The sequence below is a fragment of the Pseudomonas atacamensis genome (genome assembly GCF_017167965.1).
GTDB classification, from domain to species: Bacteria; Pseudomonadota; Gammaproteobacteria; order Pseudomonadales; family Pseudomonadaceae; genus Aquipseudomonas; species Aquipseudomonas atacamensis.
In genome coordinates this window covers 4358499-4379178 of record NZ_CP070503.1, presented here as the reverse complement: position 1 = coordinate 4379178, position 20680 = coordinate 4358499, and the positions used below count along the sequence as shown (strand labels likewise).

At 60.2% G+C, this 20680-nt stretch carries 23 protein-coding genes; 21 read left to right on the top strand and 2 right to left on the bottom strand.

Annotated features, from left to right (window positions below; genetic code table 11):
- The first annotated feature begins 3 nt into the window (after positions 1–3).
- The 20 genes from JWU58_RS19975 (at position 4) to flhB (ending at position 18164) form a co-directional block, all read left to right on the top strand.
- Complete coding sequence (locus tag JWU58_RS19975; RefSeq protein WP_016771083.1) at positions 4–1215, top strand: sensor histidine kinase; 1212 nt, start codon at positions 4–6, stop codon at positions 1213–1215.
- Between the two features lie 5 nt (positions 1216–1220).
- Positions 1221–2603, top strand: coding sequence for a sigma-54-dependent transcriptional regulator (locus JWU58_RS19970; protein WP_206420838.1), 1383 nt, complete (start codon positions 1221–1223; stop codon positions 2601–2603).
- A 128-nt stretch (positions 2604–2731) separates the two neighbouring features.
- Positions 2732–3061 (top strand): flagellar hook-basal body complex protein FliE, encoded by a 330-nt coding sequence (gene fliE / locus JWU58_RS19965; RefSeq protein ID WP_016771081.1) that lies wholly within the window; start codon positions 2732–2734, stop codon positions 3059–3061.
- A gap of 14 nt (positions 3062–3075) precedes the next feature.
- Positions 3076–4863, top strand: a complete 1788-nt coding sequence (gene fliF, locus JWU58_RS19960; RefSeq protein ID WP_071171439.1) for a flagellar basal-body MS-ring/collar protein FliF — start codon at positions 3076–3078, stop codon at positions 4861–4863.
- Positions 4856–5875 (top strand): flagellar motor switch protein FliG, encoded by a 1020-nt coding sequence (gene fliG, locus JWU58_RS19955; RefSeq protein WP_016771079.1) that lies wholly within the window; start codon positions 4856–4858, stop codon positions 5873–5875. Before fliF ends, fliG begins: the two co-directional genes overlap by 8 nt.
- 4 nt (positions 5876–5879) lie before the next feature.
- The gene (gene fliH / locus JWU58_RS19950; protein WP_136492203.1) at positions 5880–6686 is read left to right on the top strand and encodes a flagellar assembly protein FliH; all 807 of its coding nucleotides are present in this window, start codon (positions 5880–5882) and stop codon (positions 6684–6686) included.
- Entirely contained in the window at positions 6676–8034 is a 1359-nt protein-coding gene (gene fliI / locus JWU58_RS19945) for a flagellar protein export ATPase FliI (RefSeq protein WP_016771077.1), read from the top strand. Before fliH ends, fliI begins: the two co-directional genes overlap by 11 nt.
- Positions 8035–8040: 6 nt before the next feature.
- On the top strand, positions 8041–8490 hold the full coding sequence (gene fliJ, locus JWU58_RS19940; protein ID WP_016771076.1) for a flagellar export protein FliJ: 450 nt from the start codon (positions 8041–8043) through the stop codon (positions 8488–8490).
- 190 nt (positions 8491–8680) lie between these two features.
- Entirely contained in the window at positions 8681–8986 is a 306-nt protein-coding gene (locus JWU58_RS19935) for an STAS domain-containing protein (protein WP_016771075.1), read from the top strand.
- 5 nt (positions 8987–8991) lie between these two features.
- Positions 8992–10695 (top strand): ATP-binding SpoIIE family protein phosphatase, encoded by a 1704-nt coding sequence (locus tag JWU58_RS19930; protein ID WP_277425668.1) that lies wholly within the window; start codon positions 8992–8994, stop codon positions 10693–10695.
- Between the two features lie 30 nt (positions 10696–10725).
- Positions 10726–11073 (top strand): Hpt domain-containing protein, encoded by a 348-nt coding sequence (locus JWU58_RS19925; protein WP_123442841.1) that lies wholly within the window; start codon positions 10726–10728, stop codon positions 11071–11073.
- A gap of 105 nt (positions 11074–11178) precedes the next feature.
- A complete protein-coding gene (locus tag JWU58_RS19920) occupies positions 11179–12546 on the top strand; it encodes a flagellar hook-length control protein FliK (RefSeq protein WP_206420836.1) in 1368 nt (455 codons plus the stop codon).
- Positions 12547–12759: 213 nt separating this feature from the next.
- Positions 12760–13263 (top strand): flagellar basal body-associated protein FliL, encoded by a 504-nt coding sequence (gene fliL, locus JWU58_RS19915; RefSeq protein WP_016771071.1) that lies wholly within the window; start codon positions 12760–12762, stop codon positions 13261–13263.
- A 9-nt stretch (positions 13264–13272) separates the two neighbouring features.
- Positions 13273–14241, top strand: a complete 969-nt coding sequence (gene fliM, locus JWU58_RS19910) for a flagellar motor switch protein FliM (protein ID WP_003222890.1) — start codon at positions 13273–13275, stop codon at positions 14239–14241.
- 55 nt (positions 14242–14296) lie between these two features.
- Positions 14297–14755 carry a flagellar motor switch protein FliN gene (gene fliN, locus JWU58_RS19905; protein ID WP_016771070.1) on the top strand — a complete coding sequence of 153 codons (459 nt, stop codon included), beginning with the start codon at positions 14297–14299 and terminating at the stop codon, positions 14753–14755.
- Entirely contained in the window at positions 14756–15208 is a 453-nt protein-coding gene (gene fliO, locus JWU58_RS19900) for a flagellar biosynthetic protein FliO (protein ID WP_160768180.1), read from the top strand.
- Positions 15208–15966: a flagellar type III secretion system pore protein FliP gene (gene fliP / locus JWU58_RS19895; RefSeq protein WP_016771068.1), complete on the top strand. Its 759-nt coding sequence runs from the start codon at positions 15208–15210 to the stop codon at positions 15964–15966. Before fliO ends, fliP begins: the two co-directional genes overlap by 1 nt.
- Positions 15963–16232, top strand: coding sequence for a flagellar biosynthesis protein FliQ (gene fliQ / locus JWU58_RS19890; RefSeq protein WP_016771067.1), 270 nt, complete (start codon positions 15963–15965; stop codon positions 16230–16232). Before fliP ends, fliQ begins: the two co-directional genes overlap by 4 nt.
- Positions 16233–16235: 3 nt before the next feature.
- Positions 16236–17021, top strand: a complete 786-nt coding sequence (fliR, locus tag JWU58_RS19885) for a flagellar biosynthetic protein FliR (RefSeq protein WP_073472764.1) — start codon at positions 16236–16238, stop codon at positions 17019–17021.
- A gap of 3 nt (positions 17022–17024) precedes the next feature.
- Entirely contained in the window at positions 17025–18164 is a 1140-nt protein-coding gene (flhB, locus tag JWU58_RS19880) for a flagellar biosynthesis protein FlhB (RefSeq protein ID WP_024012110.1), read from the top strand.
- A 79-nt stretch (positions 18165–18243) separates the two neighbouring features.
- On the opposite strand, the gene JWU58_RS19875 is transcribed toward flhB, so the two are convergent.
- Both JWU58_RS19875 and JWU58_RS19870 read right to left on the bottom strand, forming a co-directional pair.
- A complete protein-coding gene (locus tag JWU58_RS19875; RefSeq protein WP_206420835.1) occupies positions 18244–20034 on the bottom strand; it encodes a hypothetical protein in 1791 nt (596 codons plus the stop codon).
- Positions 20035–20111: 77 nt separating this feature from the next.
- On the bottom strand, positions 20112–20312 hold the full coding sequence (locus JWU58_RS19870; RefSeq protein ID WP_110602072.1) for a hypothetical protein: 201 nt from the start codon (positions 20310–20312) through the stop codon (positions 20112–20114).
- Positions 20313–20435: 123 nt separating this feature from the next.
- On the opposite strand from JWU58_RS19870, the gene JWU58_RS19865 reads away from it, so the two are divergent.
- Positions 20436–20672 carry a hypothetical protein gene (locus tag JWU58_RS19865; protein WP_122611575.1) on the top strand — a complete coding sequence of 79 codons (237 nt, stop codon included), beginning with the start codon at positions 20436–20438 and terminating at the stop codon, positions 20670–20672.
- The last annotated feature ends 8 nt before the right edge of the window (positions 20673–20680 follow it).

Here is a 20680-nt window from a genome sequence, read left to right as displayed (position 1 = left end):
CCAATGCCCCAAGCCGCCCAGATCTCTTCTGCCTCCAATATCGTGGGGCAACCCTCGTCCGTAGAGCAGGCAAGTCGTCAGGGGCTTGAGCAGGCCTTCCAGCTGTTCAACCAGATGTCGAGCCAGCTGACCGACTCCTACAGCCTGCTCGAAGCGCGGGTCACCGAACTCAAGGGTGAGCTGGCCGTGGTCAGCGCCCAGCGCATGCAGGAACTGGCGGAAAAAGAACGCCTGGCCAATCGCCTGCAAAACCTCCTCGACCTGTTGCCCGGCGGCGTCATCGTCATTGACGGTCACGGTCTGGTACGCGAAGCCAACCCGGCCGCCATCGATCTGCTCGGCTCGCCACTCGAAGGCGAACTCTGGCGCCATGTGATCGCACGCTGCTTCGCTCCCCGTGAAGACGACGGTCACGAAATCTCCTTGAAAAACGGTCGACGCCTGTCGATTTCCACCCGCTCGCTGGATGCCGAGCCGGGGCAGTTGGTGTTGCTCAACGACTTGACGGAAACCCGGCATCTGCAGGATCAACTGGCACGGCATGAGCGTTTGTCGTCGCTGGGGCGCATGGTTGCCTCGCTGGCCCACCAGATTCGCACGCCGCTGTCCGCCGCTTTGCTTTACGCCAGCCATTTGACCGAACAGCAATTGCCGGTGGAAACCCAGCAACGCTTTGCCGGGCGCCTGAAAGAGCGTCTGCACGAACTCGAACATCAAGTGCGCGACATGCTGGTGTTCGCTCGCGGTGAATTGCCGCTGACCGACCGCATTTCGCCAAATGCCTTGATGCAATCGCTGCAGGCAGCGGCGCTGACCCATGTGCAGGATCTGCCGATCCGCTGGCAGTGCGACAGCCATGCCGGTGAGCTGCTGTGCAACCGCGACACACTGGTCGGGGCATTACTGAATCTGATTGAAAACGCCATTCAGGCCAGCGCCGGCGAAGCGCGCTTGAAAGTGCATTGCTACACCAGAGGCAACACCCTGCGTCTGTGTGTCAGCGACAGCGGCAGCGGCATTGAGCCGACAGTTTTGGCGCGCCTCGGCGAGCCTTTTTTTACTACCAAAGTCACCGGCACAGGCCTCGGCCTGACCGTGGTCAAAGCGGTGGCCCGTGCGCATCAGGGAGAATTGACCCTGCGCTCGCGAGTCGGGCGCGGCACCTGCGCGCAGGTCAGCCTGCCACTGTTTTCCGCTGCACAGGGAGTTGAATAAACGTCATGGGCATCAAGGTGTTGCTGGTCGAGGATGACCGTTCGTTGCGCGAAGCGCTGGCCGATACGCTGCTGCTCGCCGGCCACGACTATCACGCCGTCGGCAGCGCCGAAGAAGCGCTGACGGCCGTGGCGCAGCAAGCCTTCAGCCTGGTGGTCAGTGACGTCAACATGCCGGGTATGGACGGCCACCAGTTGCTCGCGTTGCTGCGCGCACGCCAACCGCAATTGCCGGTGCTGCTGATGACCGCCCACGGCGCTGTCGAGCGTGCGGTCGATGCGATGCGTCAAGGCGCGGCGGATTATCTGGTCAAGCCGTTCGAACCCAAAGCGCTGCTCGATCTGGTGGCGCGCCATGCCTTGGGCAGCATTGACGCGGGCGAAGCGGACGGTCCGGTCGCCGTTGAACCGGCCAGTGCGCAGTTGCTTGAGCTGGCGGCACGGGTCGCGCGCAGTGACTCGACTGTGTTGATCTCCGGCGAGTCCGGTACCGGTAAAGAAGTGCTGGCACGCTATATCCACCAGCAGTCGCGGCGGGCCAGCCAGCCGTTTATCGCAATCAACTGCGCGGCGATCCCCGACAACATGCTCGAAGCGACATTGTTCGGTCATGAGAAAGGTTCGTTCACCGGCGCCATCGCTTCGCAGGCCGGCAAGTTCGAGCAGGCGGACGGCGGCACCATTCTGCTCGATGAAATTTCCGAAATGCCCCTCGGCCTGCAAGCAAAGCTATTGCGCGTGCTGCAAGAACGGGAAGTGGAACGAGTGGGCGCGCGCAAGCCAATCAGTCTGGATATTCGCGTGGTCGCCACGACCAACCGCGATCTGGCCGGCGAAGTGGCGGCGGGGCGTTTTCGCGAAGACCTGTTTTACCGCTTGTCGGTTTTCCCTCTGGCCTGGCGTCCACTTCGCGAACGCACTGCCGATATCCTGCCGCTGGCGGAAAAGTTGTTGGCCAAACACGTCAATAAAATGAAGCACGCAGCAGCGAAGCTGTCCCCCGAAGCTCAAGCATGTCTGACCGCGTACCCGTGGCCGGGCAATGTGCGTGAGCTGGACAACGCCATTCAGCGCGCGCTGATCCTGCAGCAGGGCGGTTTGATTCAGCCGCAGGATTTTTGCCTGAGCGGTGCGGTGACATTTGCGCCGTTGCCGGTCCCGGCATCGGTGATCCGCGAGGTGGAAATCGAGGCGGATTCTTCCGGCGCCCTGGGCGATGACCTGCGCCGCCGGGAGTTTCAGATGATCATCGACACCCTGCGCGCTGAGCGTGGCCGGCGCAAGGAAGCTGCCGAAAAGCTCGGCATCAGCCCGCGAACTCTGCGCTACAAGCTCGCGCAAATGCGCGACGCCGGGATGGACGTCGAAGGCTATCTGTTCGCCACCTGATCGATGCTGCAAAACATTCCAGATGCTTTTCTCAGAAGGGTGCCCACTAGCTGGCACCCTTGTTGCTAATACCTGTGTACCCGCCGAGTGAGTGTCAAAAAATTGCGGGCCGCCCAAGAGAGTAGACCATGAGCCAAGGTATTGAATTTAATCGGTTGATGATGGACATGCAGGCCATGAAAGTGGATGCCATGTCTGCGCGTAAATCGACTGCCGCTGTCCCTGAAATCGCGGGCAGCAGCTTTTCCGACATGCTCGGTCAGGCGATCAATAAAGTCAGCGATACCCAGCAGGCGTCGACTCAACTGGCCAACGCGTTCGAGATCGGCAAGAGCGGTGTCGACCTGACTGACGTCATGATTGCGTCGCAAAAAGCCAGCGTGTCGTTCCAGGCTCTGACCCAGGTGCGCAACAAGCTGGTCCAGGCTTACCAAGACATCATGCAGATGCCGGTTTAAGGGCGAAATAAGTCATGGCAGAAGCAGTCGCTGATAACGTTCCGGCCAAGGCCACCCCGATCGACGGCAAACCGCCGCTGTTCGGCCTGTCCTTTCTGGAAAACCTTTCCCAGATGACCGTGCTGCGTCAGGTCGGCCTGTTGGTCGGTCTGGCTGCGAGCGTGGCGATTGGCTTTGCCGTGGTGCTGTGGTCGCAGCAGCCGGATTACCGTCCACTGTACGGCAGCCTTGCCGGCATGGACGCCAAGCAGGTCATGGAAACCCTGGCCGCCGCTGACATCCCTTACAACGTAGAACCCAATTCCGGCGCCTTGCTGGTCAAGGCCGACGACCTGTCCCGTGCGCGGATGAAACTCGCTGCTGCTGGTGTCACTCCCAGCGACGGCAACATCGGTTTCGAAATCCTCGACAAGGAACAGGGTCTGGGCACCAGCCAGTTCATGGAAGCGACCCGTTATCGTCGCGGCCTCGAAGGCGAACTGGCGCGGACCATCTCCAGCCTGAACAACGTCAAGGGTGCCCGCGTGCACCTGGCGATTCCGAAGAGTTCGGTGTTCGTCCGTGACGAGCGCAAGCCAAGCGCTTCGGTACTGGTCGAGCTGTACAGCGGGCGTTCGCTGGAGCCGGGTCAGGTGGTGGCGATCATCAACCTGGTGGCGACTTCTGTGCCAGAGTTGAGCAAATCGCAGATCACCGTCGTCGATCAGAAGGGCAACCTGCTCTCCGATCAGGCGGAGAACTCGGAAATGACCATGGCCGGCAAGCAGTTCGATTACAGCCGCCGCATGGAAAGCATGCTCACCCAGCGCGTGCACAACATTCTGCAACCGGTACTGGGCAACGATCGCTACAAGGCTGAAGTTTCGGCCGACGTCGATTTCAGTGCCGTCGAATCGACTGCCGAGCAATTCAACCCGGACCAACCGGCGTTGCGCAGCGAGCAGTCGGTCAACGAACAACGCACCGCCAGCAATGGTCCGCAAGGTGTGCCGGGTGCCCTGAGCAACCAGCCACCGGCGCCTGCCTCGGCGCCGCAGACCACCGGTGGCACCGCCGCACCGGCCGGGATGATCCAGCCGGGTCAGCCACTGGTTGACGCCAACGGTCAGCAGATCATGGACCCGGCCACCGGCCAGCCAATGCTCGCGCCGTACCCGGCGGACAAGCGTCAACAATCGACCAAGAACTTCGAGCTCGACCGTTCGATCAGCCACACCAAGCAGCAGCAGGGCCGTCTCAATCGCCTGTCGGTGTCGGTGGTGGTCGACGATCAGGTCAAGATCAACCCGGCCAACGGTGAAACCAGTCGTGCGCCGTGGAGCGCCGACGAATTGGCGCGCTTCACTCGTCTGGTGCAGGACGCCGTCGGTTTCGACGCCAGCCGTGGCGACAGCGTCAGCGTGATCAACATGCCGTTCTCCGCCGAGCGTGGCGAGGTGATTGCAGATATTCCGTTCTACTCCCAGCCATGGTTCTGGGACATCGTCAAACAAGTGCTGGGTGTGCTGTTCATCCTCGTACTGGTGTTTGGTGTGCTGCGTCCGGTGCTCAACAACATCACCGGCGGTGGCAAAGGCAAGGAGCTGGCCGGTCTGGGCAGCGACGTGGAACTTGGTGGCATGGGCGGCCTGGACGGCGAACTGGCCAACGACCGCGTGAGCCTCGGTGGTCCGCAGAGCATTCTGTTGCCGAGCCCGAGCGAGGGTTATGACGCGCAGCTGAATGCAATCAAGAGTCTGGTAGCTGAAGACCCGGGTCGCGTGGCTCAGGTCGTGAAAGAGTGGATTAACGCAGATGAGTGATAACCGAGCCGCCACCGTCAAACTGACCAAGGTCGACAAAGCCGCGATTCTGCTGCTGTCCCTGGGTTCGACCGATGCTGCGCAAGTGCTGCGCCACATGGGACCCAAAGAGGTTCAGCGCGTCGGCGTGGCCATGGCGCAGATGGGCAACGTCCATCGCGAACAGGTCGAGCAGGTGATGAGCGAGTTCGTCGACATCGTCGGCGATCAGACCAGCCTTGGCGTCGGTTCCGACGACTACGTGCGCAAGATGCTCACCCAGGCCCTGGGCGAAGACAAGGCCAACGGCCTGATCGACCGCATCCTGCTCGGTGGCAACACCAGCGGCCTCGACAGTCTGAAATGGATGGAGCCGCGTGCAGTCGCTGACGTGATCCGTTACGAACACCCGCAGATTCAGGCAATCGTGGTCGCGTACCTCGATCCGGATCAGGCCGGTGAGGTGCTCGGCAACTTCGACCACAAGGTGCGTCTGGACATCATCCTGCGCGTCTCGTCGTTGAACACCGTGCAACCGGCCGCCTTGAAAGAACTCAACCAGATTCTCGAGAAGCAGTTCTCCGGCAACTCGAACGCCTCGCGCACCACCCTGGGTGGCATCAAGCGTGCGGCCGACATCATGAACTTCCTCGACAGCTCGATCGAAGGCCAACTCATGGACTCGATCCGCGAAGTCGACGAAGACCTGTCCGGTCAGATCGAAGACCTCATGTTCGTGTTCAACAACCTTGCCGACGTCGACGACCGTGGCATCCAGGCGCTGTTGCGCGAAGTCTCTTCCGATGTGCTGGTGCTGGCCCTCAAGGGATCGGACGAAGGCGTCAAGGAAAAGATCTTCAAGAACATGTCCAAGCGTGCTGCCGAACTGTTGCGCGACGACCTCGAGGCCAAAGGCCCGGTGCGCGTCAGCGATGTCGAAACCGCGCAGAAGGAAATCCTCACCATTGCCCGTCGTATGGCCGAAGCCGGCGAGATCGTGCTCGGTGGCAAGGGCGGCGAGGAAATGATCTAAGCCCATGGATAAGCCTGACGAGTCTGTGACGGATCTGATCCGCGCCCGCGATGTTCGTGGTTTCGAATCCTGGGCGCTGCCCAGCTTCGACCCGCCGAAACCGGAACCCGAGCCTGAGCCGGAGCCCGAACCGCCGGAAATGGAAGAAGTGCCGCTGGAAGAAGTCCAGCCACTGACCCTGGAGGAACTCGAAAGCATCCGTCAGGAGGCTTACAACGAGGGCTTCGCCATCGGCGAAAAAGAAGGTTTTCACAGCACCACGCTGAAGGTGCGTCAGGAAGCCGAAACAGCGCTGGCGGCGAAAATCGCCAGCCTTGAGCTGTTGATGGCCAACCTGTTCGAACCGATCGCCGAGCAAGACACCCAGATTGAAAAGTCGCTGGTTGACCTCGTGCAACACATCACCAAGCAGGTGATCAAGCGCGAACTGGCCATCGATTCAACGCAGATCGAACACGTCATGCGCGATGCCCTCAAGCTATTGCCGCTGGGCGTGGAAAACGTGCGTCTGTACGTCAATCCGCAGGATTTCGCCCAGGTCAAAGCCCTGCGCGAACGCCACGAAGAAACCTGGCGCATCGTTGAAGATGAGTCGCTGTTGCCGGGCGGCTGCCGGGTTGAAACCGAACACAGCCGCATCGACGCCAGCGTCGAATCGCGCGTGACCCAGGTCATGGCCAAGCTGTTCGACCAATTGCACGAGCAAGCCCTGCACCCGGCAACGCCGGACTTGAGTCTGGACATTCCCGAAGACACCCCAGTGGCTGTCGACTCTGACGAGCCGCGCGCGGACGCCAGCGATGCGCCTTGAACGCACCAGCTTCGCCAAGCGCCTGAGCACCTACGCCGAGGCCACCGAGATTGCCGGCGCGCCGATCCTTGAAGGTCGGCTGCTGCGCATGGTCGGCCTGACCCTCGAAGCCGAAGGCCTGCGCGCCGCCATGGGCACCCGCTGCATGGTGATCAACGACGACAGCTATCACCCGTCCCAGGTGGAAGCGGAAGTCATGGGTTTTTCCGGCAGCAAAGTCTTTCTGATGCCGGTCGGCAGCGTCGCCGGGATTGCCCCGGGCGCCCGTGTGGTGCCGCTGGCCGATACCGGTCGTTTACCGATGGGCATGAGCATGCTCGGCCGTGTCCTCGACGGCGCCGGTCGCGCGCTGGACGGCAAGGGCGGCATGAAAGCCGAAGACTGGGTGCCGATGGATGGCCCGACAATCAACCCGCTCAACCGTGATCCGATCAGCGTACCGCTGGACGTCGGCATCCGTTGCATCAACGGTTTGCTGACGGTCGGCCGTGGTCAGCGTCTGGGTCTGTTCGCCGGTACCGGTGTCGGTAAATCGGTGCTGTTGGGCATGATGACCCGCTTCACCGAGGCCGACATCATCGTCGTCGGCCTGATCGGTGAGCGTGGTCGCGAAGTTAAAGAATTCATCGAACACATTCTCGGTGAAGAAGGCCTCAAACGTTCGGTAGTGGTCGCCTCGCCAGCGGACGACGCACCGCTGATGCGTATGCGCGCGGCAATGTATTGCACGCGCATCGCCGAGTATTTCCGCGACAAGGGCAAGAACGTTCTGCTGCTGATGGACTCGCTGACCCGTTTCGCCCAGGCCCAGCGGGAAATCGCTCTGGCCATCGGTGAGCCGCCAGCAACCAAGGGCTATCCGCCCTCGGTGTTCGCCAAACTGCCGAAACTGGTGGAGCGTGCCGGTAACGCGGAGAAGGGCGGTGGTTCGATCACGGCGTTCTACACCGTACTGTCCGAAGGCGACGACCAGCAGGACCCGATTGCCGACTCGGCGCGGGGTGTGCTCGACGGCCATATCGTGCTGTCACGACGCCTGGCCGAGGAAGGTCACTATCCGGCGATCGACATCGAAGCCTCGATCAGCCGGGTGATGCCGGCGGTGGTTTCGCCGGATCACATGCAGCGCGCGCAGTATTTCAAACAGCTCTGGTCACGCTATCAGCAGAGCCGCGATCTGATCAGCGTCGGTGCCTATGTGGCCGGTGGCGATCGCGAGACCGATCTGGCGATTTCCCTGCAACCACAATTGGTCAGGTATCAGCGCCAAGGCCTCAACGACAAAATCAATCTGGGTGAGAGCCAGGCCTATCTGGAAACCCTGTTCGCCCCTGCGGCGGGCGGGTAACCGGCCATGGCCGTCAGCCGCGCCGCGCGCCTGGCACCGGTGGTGGACATGGCCGAAAAGGCCGAGAAAGCCGCCGTGCAGCGCCTCGCCTACTTTCAGGGCCAGGTCAAAGTTGCCGAAAGCAAACTGGCCGACCTCAATGCCTTTCGTCTGGATTACTCGCAGCAGTGGATCGTGCGCGGCAGCACCGGCGTGACCGGGCAATGGCTGCTGGGTTTTCAGGGTTTCCTGGCGCAACTCGATACTGCCGTCGACCAGCAACGGCAGAGCCTGGTCTGGCACCAGAACAAGCTCGACAAGGCGCGTGAGGAATGGCAGCAGGCGTTTGCCCGCGTCGAGGGTTTGCGCAAACTGGTGCAGCGCTATCGTGATGAAGCGCAACGCCTGGAAGACAAGCGCGAGCAGAAGCTGCTCGATGAACTGTCACAGCGTTTGCCACGGCGTGATGCCTTCTAAATCACACCGCCAAACCCTGTGGGAGCGAGCCTGCTCGCGAAAGCGCCGTGTCAGTCAACCCTGTAGTCAACTGCCAGAACGCCTTCGCGAGCAGGCTCGCTCCCACACTTGTTCAACCGTTGCGCCTTGCCCCAACCCTATCCAGGTGCTACACCTTGTACAGGTTCGTCAATGACAAGGAAGCCAGTCAATGTCAGTCGTTACAGAAGTCTCTCCAGACCAGAAAAAGCTCACCATCGCCGTCAAAGGCCGGTTCGATTTCGGTCGCCATCAGGAATTTCGCGAGTCGTATGAACGGCTCCCACACAAACCCGAATCCATCGTGGTCGACCTCAAAGAGGCCACTTATCTCGACAGCTCAGCGCTGGGCATGCTGCTTCTGCTGCGTGATCACGCCGGCGGCGACGAGTCGGATATCCGTGTCGTCAACAGCAGCTCCGATGTGAAGAAAATCCTCGCGATTTCCAACTTCGACAAACTCTTCGACATCAGTTGACGCCCATGCAGGCGCAAGAGCCGCTGACCATTCTTATCGCCGAAGACAGCGCCGCCGACCGGCTGCTGCTGTCGACCATTGTCCGCCGTCAGGGCCATCGGGTGCTGACGGCGGCCAATGGTGCCGAGGCGGTGGAAACGTTCAAAGAACAGCAGCCCGATCTGGTGTTGATGGACGCGCTGATGCCGGTGATGGACGGCTTCGAAGCGGCGCGGCAGATCAAGGCACTGGCGGGTGAAGCATTGGTGCCGATCATCTTCCTCACCTCGCTGACCGAGAGTGAAGCGCTGGCTCGGTGTCTGGAGGCTGGCGGCGACGACTTTCTGGCGAAGCCGTACAACCAAGTGATACTCGCCGCCAAAATCAAGGCGATGGATCGCTTGCGCCGCCTTCAGGCAACGGTCCTGCAGCAGCGCGATCTGATCGCCAGACATCACGACTATCTGCTCAATGAACAACGCGTGGCCAAAGCGGTGTTCGACAAGGTCGCGCATTCCGGTTGCCTGAGCGCGCCGAACATCCGATACCTGCAATCGCCTTACGCGCTGTTCAACGGTGACTTGTTGCTGGCGGCGTACACGCCGGCCGGTGAGATGCACGTCATGCTCGGCGATTTTACCGGGCATGGCTTGCCGGCAGCGGTGGGGGCGATGCCGCTGGCCGAAGTGTTTTACGGGATGACCGCCAAGGGCTATGGCCTGGCCGAAACCCTGCGCGAGATGAACGCCAAGCTCAAGCGCATCCTGCCGGTGGACATGTTCTGCTGCGCTACGTTGCTCAGTCTGAGTTTCCAGAGCCGTTCGGTGGAGGTGTGGAACGGCGGCATGCCCGACGGTTACTTGCATCGCATGGCCAGTGGCGAGCGCGTGCCCTTGCCGGCGCGGCATTTGCCCCTGGGGATTCTCAGCGCGCAAGCCTTCGATGACCGTACGGATGTGTATCCGATGGCCGTCGATGATCGGGTGTTTCTGCTATCGGACGGAGTGATCGATACCTGCGATGCCAATGACCAGTTGTTCGGTGTCGAACGCTTGCAGCAGGTATTTGCGGCGAACCGCGAGCCGGATCGGTTGTTCGAGGATATCGAACAGGCACTGCGCGATTTTCGCGGACAGGCCCGTGATGATGTAAGCATGGTCGAGGTCAGTCTGCTTGAGTCGGCGCAGACGCACGGCGCGGCGCCGGTGTATTCCGACAGCGGCCAGTCGTGCCCGCTGGACTGGTCGGCCAGTTTCGAATTTCGCGGCGCCTCGCTCAGGCGCTTCAATCCGTTGCCGTTCCTCTTGCAGTTGCTGCTTGAGGTGCATGGCCTGCGCGCGCAGAGCGGGGCGCTGTACAGCGTGCTCGCCGAGTTGTATTCCAATGGCCTGGAGCACGGCGTGCTCGGGCTGGATTCCAGCCTTAAACGCGATGCGGCAGGTTTCGCCCGCTACTATGAAATGCGCGCGGCGCGGCTGGAGGCGCTGCAAGACGGTTTCGTGCGCGTGCATCTGCAGGTCCAGCCGCAAGGCGAGGGCGGGCGGCTGGTCATTCGCGTCGAGGACAGCGGCAAGGGCTTTGATGTGGCGCGGGTCATGGAGCGGCCCGTGGATAACGCCCGCTTGTCGGGACGCGGCATCGGGCTGGTCCGGCAACTGGGGCGCAACGCCAGTTGGTCGGACCAGGGTCGTAGTGCCAGCGTGGAGTTTTTCTGGGAGATTGAGGCATAATCCGCCCATTCTTGATCAAGGAGTGAGCAAGTGACAGACACACATGTAGATCGCGAAGTCCTCGATACTTTGCGCGAGGTGATGGAGGACGGCTATACGGAATTGCTGGAGACTTTTCTGGCAGATTCGCAAAGCCGCCTGCACGAGTTGCAGGACAGCACCAGCGCTAAAGCGCTATCCGATGTAGCCCATAGCTTCAAGGGCAGCGCGAGCAACATGGGCGCGGTTCGACTGGCCGAGTTGTGCCAGGACCTTGAGTCGAATGCCAAGAACAAAAGTCCGGAAGCGCTCGCTCAACTGGTGGCCGATATCCATTCCGAATTCGCCGAAGTACGCCCGGTGTACGAAAGCGAAAAGCACCACGCCCACATCCACTGAAGTCGCCGCCCGGCGCTTTTCGCAAGTGTCTGGCCAAACTGGCCCGGCACTTGCAGTCATCTTGCTCAACTGTACCTACGATCCCAGTGCAGCGGAGACCGTGTCATGCCTGCGACCCCCAACATTCTTCTTCAGACCGCCGCTCAGGCCAAGGCACAAGCCGCCTCTGCCAAATCGTCGGCAATGGCCGCAGACGCCGGGGACAACGCCTCCAGCTTCGCCAGAGTGTTCGCCTATCAGGCGCCGGCCAAGCCTGCCGTGAGTGCTGACAATTCAGTCAAGCCGGCACGCGACAAGGTCGCGGACAGCAGCGGCAAAAAGGATATCGGCGAAGATCAGTCTGCCGCGCCCGAGCCAGCAGTTGCCGATAGCGGCAAAGCGTTGCCTGCCGACAAAGCGGCGACGAGCGACGACGCGACTGCCACTGCCGATGACACCACTGAAACGGTACAAACCCCTGTGGCCGATGCCGCGCCTGTAGACCCGGCGCTTGATCCGGCATTGGCGCAAGTCGTTCAGCCGTTGGTGGCAACGCCGGTGGTGCAAGCACCAACAGTCGCCACGCCAGCCCAGCCGGAAACCGAAACGCCTGCATTGGCGGTCGTGTCGGGCATGGTCAAAGATCCGGCGGCTACCGACAGCGAATTTGATCCGACAGCCGACCCGCTCGATTCCCTGCCGGCCGTGCGCATGGCGATGGAGCAGGGCGGGCATATTTCTGCCGCCAGCCAGGCGCAACCGAAAGCCACGCCTGCTCAAGCTCAGGCTGGCGGCGAATTGACCGCCGCGCAGAACTTTGCCGCCGGCATGGCCAGCATGCTCGACGTGCAGGCCGACAAGGACAGCACCAGCCAAGGCGGCGAACAAGCTTTCAGCGGGCTGATCGACGATGGCCTGAAGGATCTGAAGTCCGCCACCAGCGACACCCGTGTCGACGACTTCGCCAACCGTCTCGCGGCACTGACCCAGGCCGCTACGCCGAAAACCGCGAATGCGCTGCCGGTGAATCAGCCGATCGCCATGCACCAGAGCGGCTGGACCGAAGAAGTGGTCAACCGCGTCATGTACCTGTCCAGCGTCAACCTGAAGGCCGCCGACATTCAGTTGCAGCCGGCGGAGCTGGGGCGTCTGGATATCCGCGTGAACATGGTTCCCGATCAGCAGACCCAGGTCACCTTCATGAGCGCGCACCCAAGCGTACGTGAAGCGCTCGACAGCCAGATGCACCGCCTGCGCGACATGTTCAACCAGCAGGGCATGGGCCAGGTCGACGTCAACGTCGCCGACCAGAACCGTGGCTGGCAGGGGCAGCAAGGCCAGGAGCAGGCGCAGCAGGGCCAGAGTGGCCGGACCAGCGCTGCCGGCGGACGCCTGGATTCGGCGGATGAGGAATTGGCACCAGCTACTGTCGCTGAAGTGGCGGCGCAAACTGCTAGCGTAATTGGCAGCAGCGCGGTCGACTATTACGCCTGACGCAACGCAATACCCAATGTGGGAGCGAGCCTGCTCGCGAATACGATGTGACATTCAACATACATGTTGACTGACACATCGTATTCGCGAGCAGGCTCGCTCCCACATTTGTTTATGGCGCCGTTCAGATGACGCGCTGACACTTCTGGCATAACACTTGCTCTTGCCTTGCCGTGCGACTGTGAAACCCCCGATTAGTGACGGATTATTGGCATGGCGAAGAGCGAAGCTGCAGCAGTAAAAGACCCCGCAACCAAAGGCAAACTCAAGCTGATCATCGTGATCGTGCTGGCGTTGCTGGTGGCCATTGGTGCATCCGTCGGGGCGACCTGGTTCTTCATGCACGGCGCGCAGAGCAAGCCTGCCGAGGCCGCTGAAGCAGCGCCGGTCGGCAAGCAGGCGGCGATTTTCGAGCCGATGGCGCCGGCCTTCGTTGCCAACTACAACCAGAACGGCCGTCAGCGCTACATGCAGGTGAGCATCACCATGCTGGCGCGTAATCAGGCCGATCTGGACGCGCTCAAAGTGCACATGCCGGTTATCCGCAACAACCTGGTGATGCTCTTCTCCGGTCAGGATTTCGCCACACTGGCGACCCCGGTCGGGCAAGAGATGTTGCGCCAGAAGGCCACCGCCAGCGTCCAGGAAGTGGCGCAGAAAGAACTGGGCAAAGTGGTCATCGAACAGTTGCTTTTCACTAATTTCGTACTGCAGTAGGAACACGACATGGCCGTGCAGGATCTGCTGTCCCAGGATGAAATCGATGCGCTGCTGCATGGCGTCGATGATGGTCTGGTACAGACCGATAATGCTGCCGAACCCGGCAGTGTCAAAAGCTACGACCTGACCAGCCAGGATCGCATCGTCCGTGGACGCATGCCGACGCTGGAAATGATCAACGAACGCTTTGCCCGCTACACCCGCATCAGCATGTTCAACATGCTGCGCCGCTCGGCGGACGTGGCCGTCGGTGGCGTGCAGGTGATGAAGTTCGGCGAATACGTGCACTCGCTGTACGTGCCGACCAGCCTCAACCTGGTCAAGATCAAACCGCTGCGCGGCACCGCGCTGTTCATCCTCGACGCCAAACTGGTGTTCAAGCTGGTGGACAACTTTTTCGGTGGTGACGGCCGTCACGCCAAGATCGAAGGGCGTGAGTTCACCCCGACCGAACTGCGCGTAGTGCGCATGGTGCTGGAGCAGGCTTTCGTCGATCTGAAAGAAGCCTGGCAGGCGATCATGGAAGTCAATTTCGAGTACATCAACTCGGAAGTGAACCCGGCCATGGCCAACATCGTCGGCCCGAGCGAAGCGATTGTGGTCTCCACCTTCCACATCGAACTCGATGGCGGTGGCGGCGATCTGCACGTGACCATGCCGTACTCGATGATCGAGCCGGTGCGCGAGATGCTCGACGCCGGTTTCCAGTCCGACCTCGACGATCAGGACGAGCGCTGGGTCAACGCCCTGCGCCAGGACGTGCTCGATGTCGACGTGCCGATCGGTGCCACCGTGGCCCGCCGCCAGTTGAAGCTGCGCGACATCCTGCACATGCAACCGGGGGATGTGATCCCGGTCGAGATGCCGGAAGACATGATCATGCGCGCCAACGGCGTGCCGGCCTTCAAGGTCAAGATGGGCTCGCACAAAGGCAACCTCGCGTTGCAGGTGATCGAGCCGATCGAGCGTCGCTGAGGCGGCGCTTTTCACCCCCGTATTTAACCGAATTGTTGCCCGCCGAGGACACATGATGAACGACGATATGAACGCGCAGGACGACCAGGCACTGGCCGATGAATGGGCTGCGGCCCTGGAAGAAACCGGTGATGCCGGCCAGGCTGACATCGATGCACTGCTGGCCGCCGACGCCGGCACTTCCAGCTCCAACCGTCTGCCGATGGAAGAGTTCGGCAGCGTGCCGAAGAACAACGATCCGGTGACCCTCGATGGCCCGAACCTGGACGTGATCCTCGACATTCCGGTGTCGATCTCGATGGAAGTCGGCAGCACCGACATCAACATCCGCAACCTGCTGCAACTCAACCAGGGTTCGGTGATCGAGCTTGATCGTCTGGCCGGTGAGCCGCTCGACGTGCTGGTCAACGGCACCTTGATCGCCCACGGCGAAGTAGTGGTGGTCAACGAGAAGTTCGGCATCCGCCTGACTGACGTGATCAGCCCAAGCGAACGCATCAAGAAGCTGCGCTGAGTGAAAAGGTTTCTCTGGGTGCTGCTGGCATGGCCGTTGAGCGTGCTGGCTGCCGAGCCGAGCGCAACCACTGCCGCACCTGCCGCCACCGCGCCGATGGTCAACAGCGGCGTGGCCGGTCAGTTGACGCAACTGGTGTTCGGTTTGCTACTGGTGCTGGGCTTGATCTTCTTCCTCGCCTGGCTGTTGCGCCGCGTGCAACAGGCGGGGCCGGCGGGCAAGGGCCAGGTGATCGAGCTGATCGGTTCCCGCGCGCTCGGTCCGCGTGATCGCTTGGTGCTGGTGCAGGTCGGCAACGAGCAGATTCTGCTCGGCCTCAGCCCCGGCACCATCACCGCGCTGCATGTGCTCAAAGAGCCGGTCGAAGTCCCCACCGCCAGTGAAAAAGCGACGCCGGAATTTGCTCAGCATCTGCTGAAGATTCTTGGCAAGGACCAAAAGGATACGAAGTAATGGGTGCGCTCCGCATCGTCTTGACGCTGGTCCTGTTGCTGGCCGCGCCGCTGGCGTTCGCCGCCGATCCGTTGTCGATCCCGGCGATCACGCTGGGCACCAATGCCGACGGCGCGCAGGAATATTCGGTCAGTCTGCAGATCCTGCTGATCATGACCGCGCTGAGTTTTATTCCGGCAGCGGTCATCCTGATGACCAGTTTCACGCGGATCATCATTGTCTTCTCGATCCTGCGTCAAGCCCTCGGCCTGCAACAGACGCCGTCGAACCAGATCCTCACCGGCATGGCGCTGTTCCTGACGCTGTTCATCATGGCGCCGGTGTTCGACCGGGTGAACAACGACGCGCTGCAACCGTATCTGGCGGAAACCCTCACCGCCCAGCAGGCGGTGGAAAAGGCTCAGGTGCCGATCAAGGACTTCATGCTCGCGCAGACCCGCACCAGCGATCTGGAGCTGTTCATGCGCCTGTCCAAGCGCACCGACATCGCCAGCCCGGATCAGGCGCCGCTGACCATTCTGGTGCCGGCGTTCGTGACCTCCGAGCTTAAAACCGCCTTCCAGATCGGCTTCATGATCTTCATCCCGTTCCTGATCATCGACCTCGTGGTAGCGAGCGTGCTGATGGCCATGGGTATGATGATGCTCTCGCCGCTGATCATCTCGCTGCCGTTCAAAATAATGCTGTTCGTGCTGGTCGATGGCTGGGCGCTGATCATCGGTACTCTGGCCAGCAGTTTTGGAGGTGTGTCGCCATGACGCCGGAAGTCGCGGTCGATATCTTTCGTGAAGCCCTGTGGCTGACCACCATGATGGTCGCCATCCTGGTGGTGCCGAGCCTATTGGTCGGCCTGCTGGTGTCGATGTTCCAGGCCGCCACGCAGATCAACGAACAGACCCTGAGCTTCCTGCCGCGTCTGCTGGTGATGCTGGTGACCCTGATCATCGGCGGTCCGTGGATCGTGCAGACGTTCATGGAATACATCATCCAGCTGTACAAAAACATTCCGATGGTCATCGGCTAAGCCATGCAATCGCTGCTTCAGCTGACCGACACCCAGATCAGCACCTGGGTGGCGTCTTTCATGTTGCCGCTGTTTCGCGTGGCGTCGATGCTGATGGTCATGCCGGTGTTCGGCACCACCCTTATCCCGCGCCGCGTGCGCCTGTATTTCGCCGTGGCGATCACCGTGGTCATCACCCCGGCGCTGCCGCCGATGCCCGCCGTCAGCCCGCTGGATCTCAGCGGCCTGCTGCTGATCGGCGAGCAGATTCTGGTCGGCGCCGTGCTCGGCTTTTCCCTGCAACTGTTCTTCCAGGCCTTCGCCGTCGCCGGGCAGATTGTCGCGGTGCAGATGGGTATGGGCTTCGCCTCGATGATCGACCCTACCAACGGCGTTTCGGTGGCGGTGATCGGGCAGTTCTTCACCATGCTGGTGACGCTGCTGTTCCTGTCGATGAACGGCCATCTGGTGGTATTCGAAGTCCTCACTGAAAGCTTCACCACGCTGCCGGTCGGCGGCGGTCTGATGGTTGCGCATTACTGGGAACTGGCCGGCAAACTCGGCTGGGTACTCGGCGCCGCATTGCTGCTGGTGTTGCCGGCCGTCACCGCACTGTTGGTGGTAAACATCGCGTTCGGCGTGATGACCCGCGCCGCGCCGCAACTGAACATCTTCTCGATCGGTTTTCCGCTGACCCTGGTGCTCGGCCTGTTCATCGTCTGGGTGGGCCTGGCGGACATTCTCAACCAGTATCAACCGCTGGCCAGCGAGGCCTTGCAGTTGCTACGCGAACTGGCACGGGCGCGCTGAGTCATGGCAGAGAGCGAAAGCGGTCAGGACAAGACAGAAGACCCCACGGAGAAACGCAAAAAGGACTCCCGTGAGAAGGGTGAAATCGCCCGTTCCAAAGAACTCAACACCCTCGCCGTGATGATGGCTGGCGCCTCTGCGCTGCTGATTTTCGGCGGCATGCTTGCGCAAGAAATGATGGACGTGATGCGCCTGAACTTCACCCTGTCCCGCGAAGTGGTCATGGATCAGGGCGCCATGGGCCGTTTTCTGTTGGAGTCAGGGTTGATCGCCTTGCTGGCGATTCAGCCGGTGATGATCACCCTGTTGCTCGCCGCCATCATCGGGCCGATCTCCCTCGGTGGCTGGCTGTTCGCCGCAAAGTCGCTGGCGCCCAAATTCAGCCGGATGAACCCGGCCGCCGGCCTCAAACGCATGTTCTCGTTCAAGGCTGTGGTCGAACTGCTCAAAGCCCTGGCGAAGTTTCTGATTACTCTGGGCGTGGCGCTGTTGGTGTTGTCCGCCGACGTCGACGACTTGCTGCGCATAGCCCACGAACCACTGGATATGGCGATCATTCACAGCGTCCTGCTGGTGGGCTGGAGCACGCTGTGGCTGGCCTGCGGTCTGATCATCATCGCCGCCGTCGACGTGCCGGTGCAGATCTGGGAGAGCATGAAGAAGCTCAAGATGACCAAGCAGGAAGTGCGCGACGAACACAAGGATCAGGAAGGCCGCCCCGAGGTCAAGCAACGCATTCGCCAGACCCAGCGCGAAATGTCCCAGCGGCGCATGATGGCAGCGATTCCCGAAGCCGACGTGGTCATCACCAACCCGACCCACTACGCCGTCGCGCTCAAATACGACTCGGAGAAGGGCGGCGCGCCGGTGCTGCTGGCCAAGGGCAGCGACTTCATCGCCCTGAAAATCCGCGAAATCGCAGTGGCCAACAACGTCATGCTGCTCGAGTCGCCTGCGCTGGCGCGCTCGATCTATTACTCAACTGAGCTTGAGCAGGAAATTCCTGGCGGGCTGTATCTGGCAGTGGCGCAGGTGTTGGCTTACGTCTACCAGATCCGCCAGCACCAGGCGGGCAAGGGCAAACGGCCGGATCCGTTGAAGGATGATTTGCCGATTCCGCCGGATTTGCGTCGGGATTCTTGACCGGACTGGACGAAACAAAAAAACGCCGTCCCGATTGTATGGGGCGGCGTTTTTTTGCCTGAAGATGCGTTGTCTTTGTTTATAACCGCCGTACATGAATGTAGTCGATGTGGAAGTCATTTCCACCGTTTGCTCCGCCATACCCTCCCCGATCTTCATGATTCGATATGTAAATTGTGTAGGGCCCACTTACCGGTACTCTGAACGGAGCAGTTTGCTCGTAATAGGCGCCATTGCGAGGAACAACAAACATTCCCAAAATCGCCAGGCCGCTGGAGGTACTGACGCTGATCCTCGGTGGTTGGTTATCGGGCTGGGGGCTAACATTGGCTATTCGATAGCTAAAGCTGTAAGTTCTTGCTGCATCGAATTGAAACGTCTGGCTCAGTAAAACCCCTGAGTTGCCCGCGACGTCATAAGTGTAGTTTTCATAATAACCGTTGAGAATTCGGGCTGTTCTCGAGGCTGATCCGAACGCCCAGCTTCCCGCATTGCCATTGAAGTCGGTAATCGAATCTCTCCAAGTATCAACAGCTACAGTCACAGTCCATGTGGCTGATTCAGCTTCCTGCCCATATAAAGCCCTGGCTTTGAAAACATGTAGACCCAGGCCCAGCCCGGATAAAAGCACCTGCCAGACGCCGGTCGTCTCATCGGCGGTGGGTTGGCCTTTGGGCGTAATACCATCCAGTATTTCAACTTTTTGGCCAGCTGCTGCTGTACCGCTCAACGTTACGGAAGTTTCGAAAGTAGACCCATTGTTGGCAATTGCAGTCCCGCTTGGGAAGCCTCTAGCGGAGGTCAGTGTGGGCGCCGGGGCTGCTACCGCTGTCAGATTGCGTACGTTTGAATAAACCGGGGTAGGGTGGTAAAGCGATTTAGCATACAAGCGGTGACCGCCGACTGTGATGGTGATGGTGTGCTGCCAAGCCCCATCGATTGAACTAGCGGTTACTTTGCCTTTCGACACTGCGCTCGGACCGCTACCATCGAAAATCTCGACTTCCCTGCCTTTGCTGGCGGTGCCCTTGAGGATTAACTTGGTGCTGATAGTGCTGGCACCTTCAGGCACTTCGTTATTGTTCGAGTCCAATACGTTGGTGAGGGTAGGGGCCGGGAAATTTTCCTTAAGACGAATATTCAGCGTCTCATTCGGCGATTCGCCAAAGTTCCCCAATTGGTCCGTCACCTCGAAATTGGCATTGATCTCGCCGTCAATAAAGTTTTCAAAGTCATCGGTATACAGCGTTACGCTCACTGGCGCCGAGGGATCTGTGACCTCCATCATGAATGTTGCATTGCCTAGTCGTAATTGCACCTGATCGAATGGTTCTTTAGTGGTGTAGCTCATTTCGAACGTTACGCCCCTCTTGGCCAGTTCAGCGGTAACACCATAAGCGATTACCTCCGATGGAATAATCAGCTTGAAGTTGGCGTGGGGGTGCAGATGGTAGAGCACGTGCAAGATATCCGATGACTCCTCATTGCCGCTTAACCGTTTAACTACGTAATGCAGTTTGTTAATGCCGTTTATGAACTTGGCTTTCGGAGCGTTCAGCGCGACTCGCTTATTTTCCTCGCCGGGCTCGATAACGGCGCTGTATACGGGGGTTTTCCCTGCATTAATAAATAATTCGACTGATTCATATTCAGCTAGCGTCGCCACGCCTCGGTTCAGCAATAAAGTCCACGGATCGACCACGCACCGCACACTTTCCGGTGTGCCGGAGAATAGGCGTCTGGGAACACTGCCATCAGCAAGACCGGAGGGTTTCACCGGGGTCACCCAGCCAGGTATGAATACCGGGACCAGTTTTAAAACTTCAATCACCTCGTCGGATTGGATGTCGATAGTTGATTCAGTGTCCATGACGCGCTCCTGGCCCTTGAGAGGCAGGCAAATGGGTGAAGCGCTATCACATACTCGTCTGTGAATTTTGCCCACTGTCATATCTGACAGGTAAATGCATGTTTCAGACAAGCGGTCAGAGCCTCGTCGCGGGATTTGACACGAAGCGTCTCGGGCTGCTGGCGCAAGGGCAGCGAGTTCATCGCCCTGTAAATCCGCGAAATCGCTTTGGCCAACAAATTCATGCAGCTTGAGATGCCGGATTTTGCGTCGGGATTCCTGAGTTGCTGCGCGGCCATTGGTCTGAGGCCTCCCTTTACTGTCAACTCTGACAGGTGCCCTCGCCGTGATTTTGCAGTTTGATGCAAGGTGGCACCGCGAACTTGGCGCGGTCAGGCTAGCGAGTGCAAGGGAGCGCGACCATGAAAGGTATTTTCAGCAGCTACGATGAAAAAACCGGCAAAGGCACCATCACGCCGAAGCCCTCGGGACGATGCCTGTCCTTTGCCGAAGCCACGGGTTTTTTTCTGACGGCCAAAGAGTACCGGTTCAGCATTCCAGTGCCTGATGCCCTGCATGCGAAGGTCAAAGTGGGCGGCGAAGTCGAGTTCGAATTGCCCAGGACCAAGAATGGAAAAGTGAAAATCCTTCGGTATTGAGCAACCGT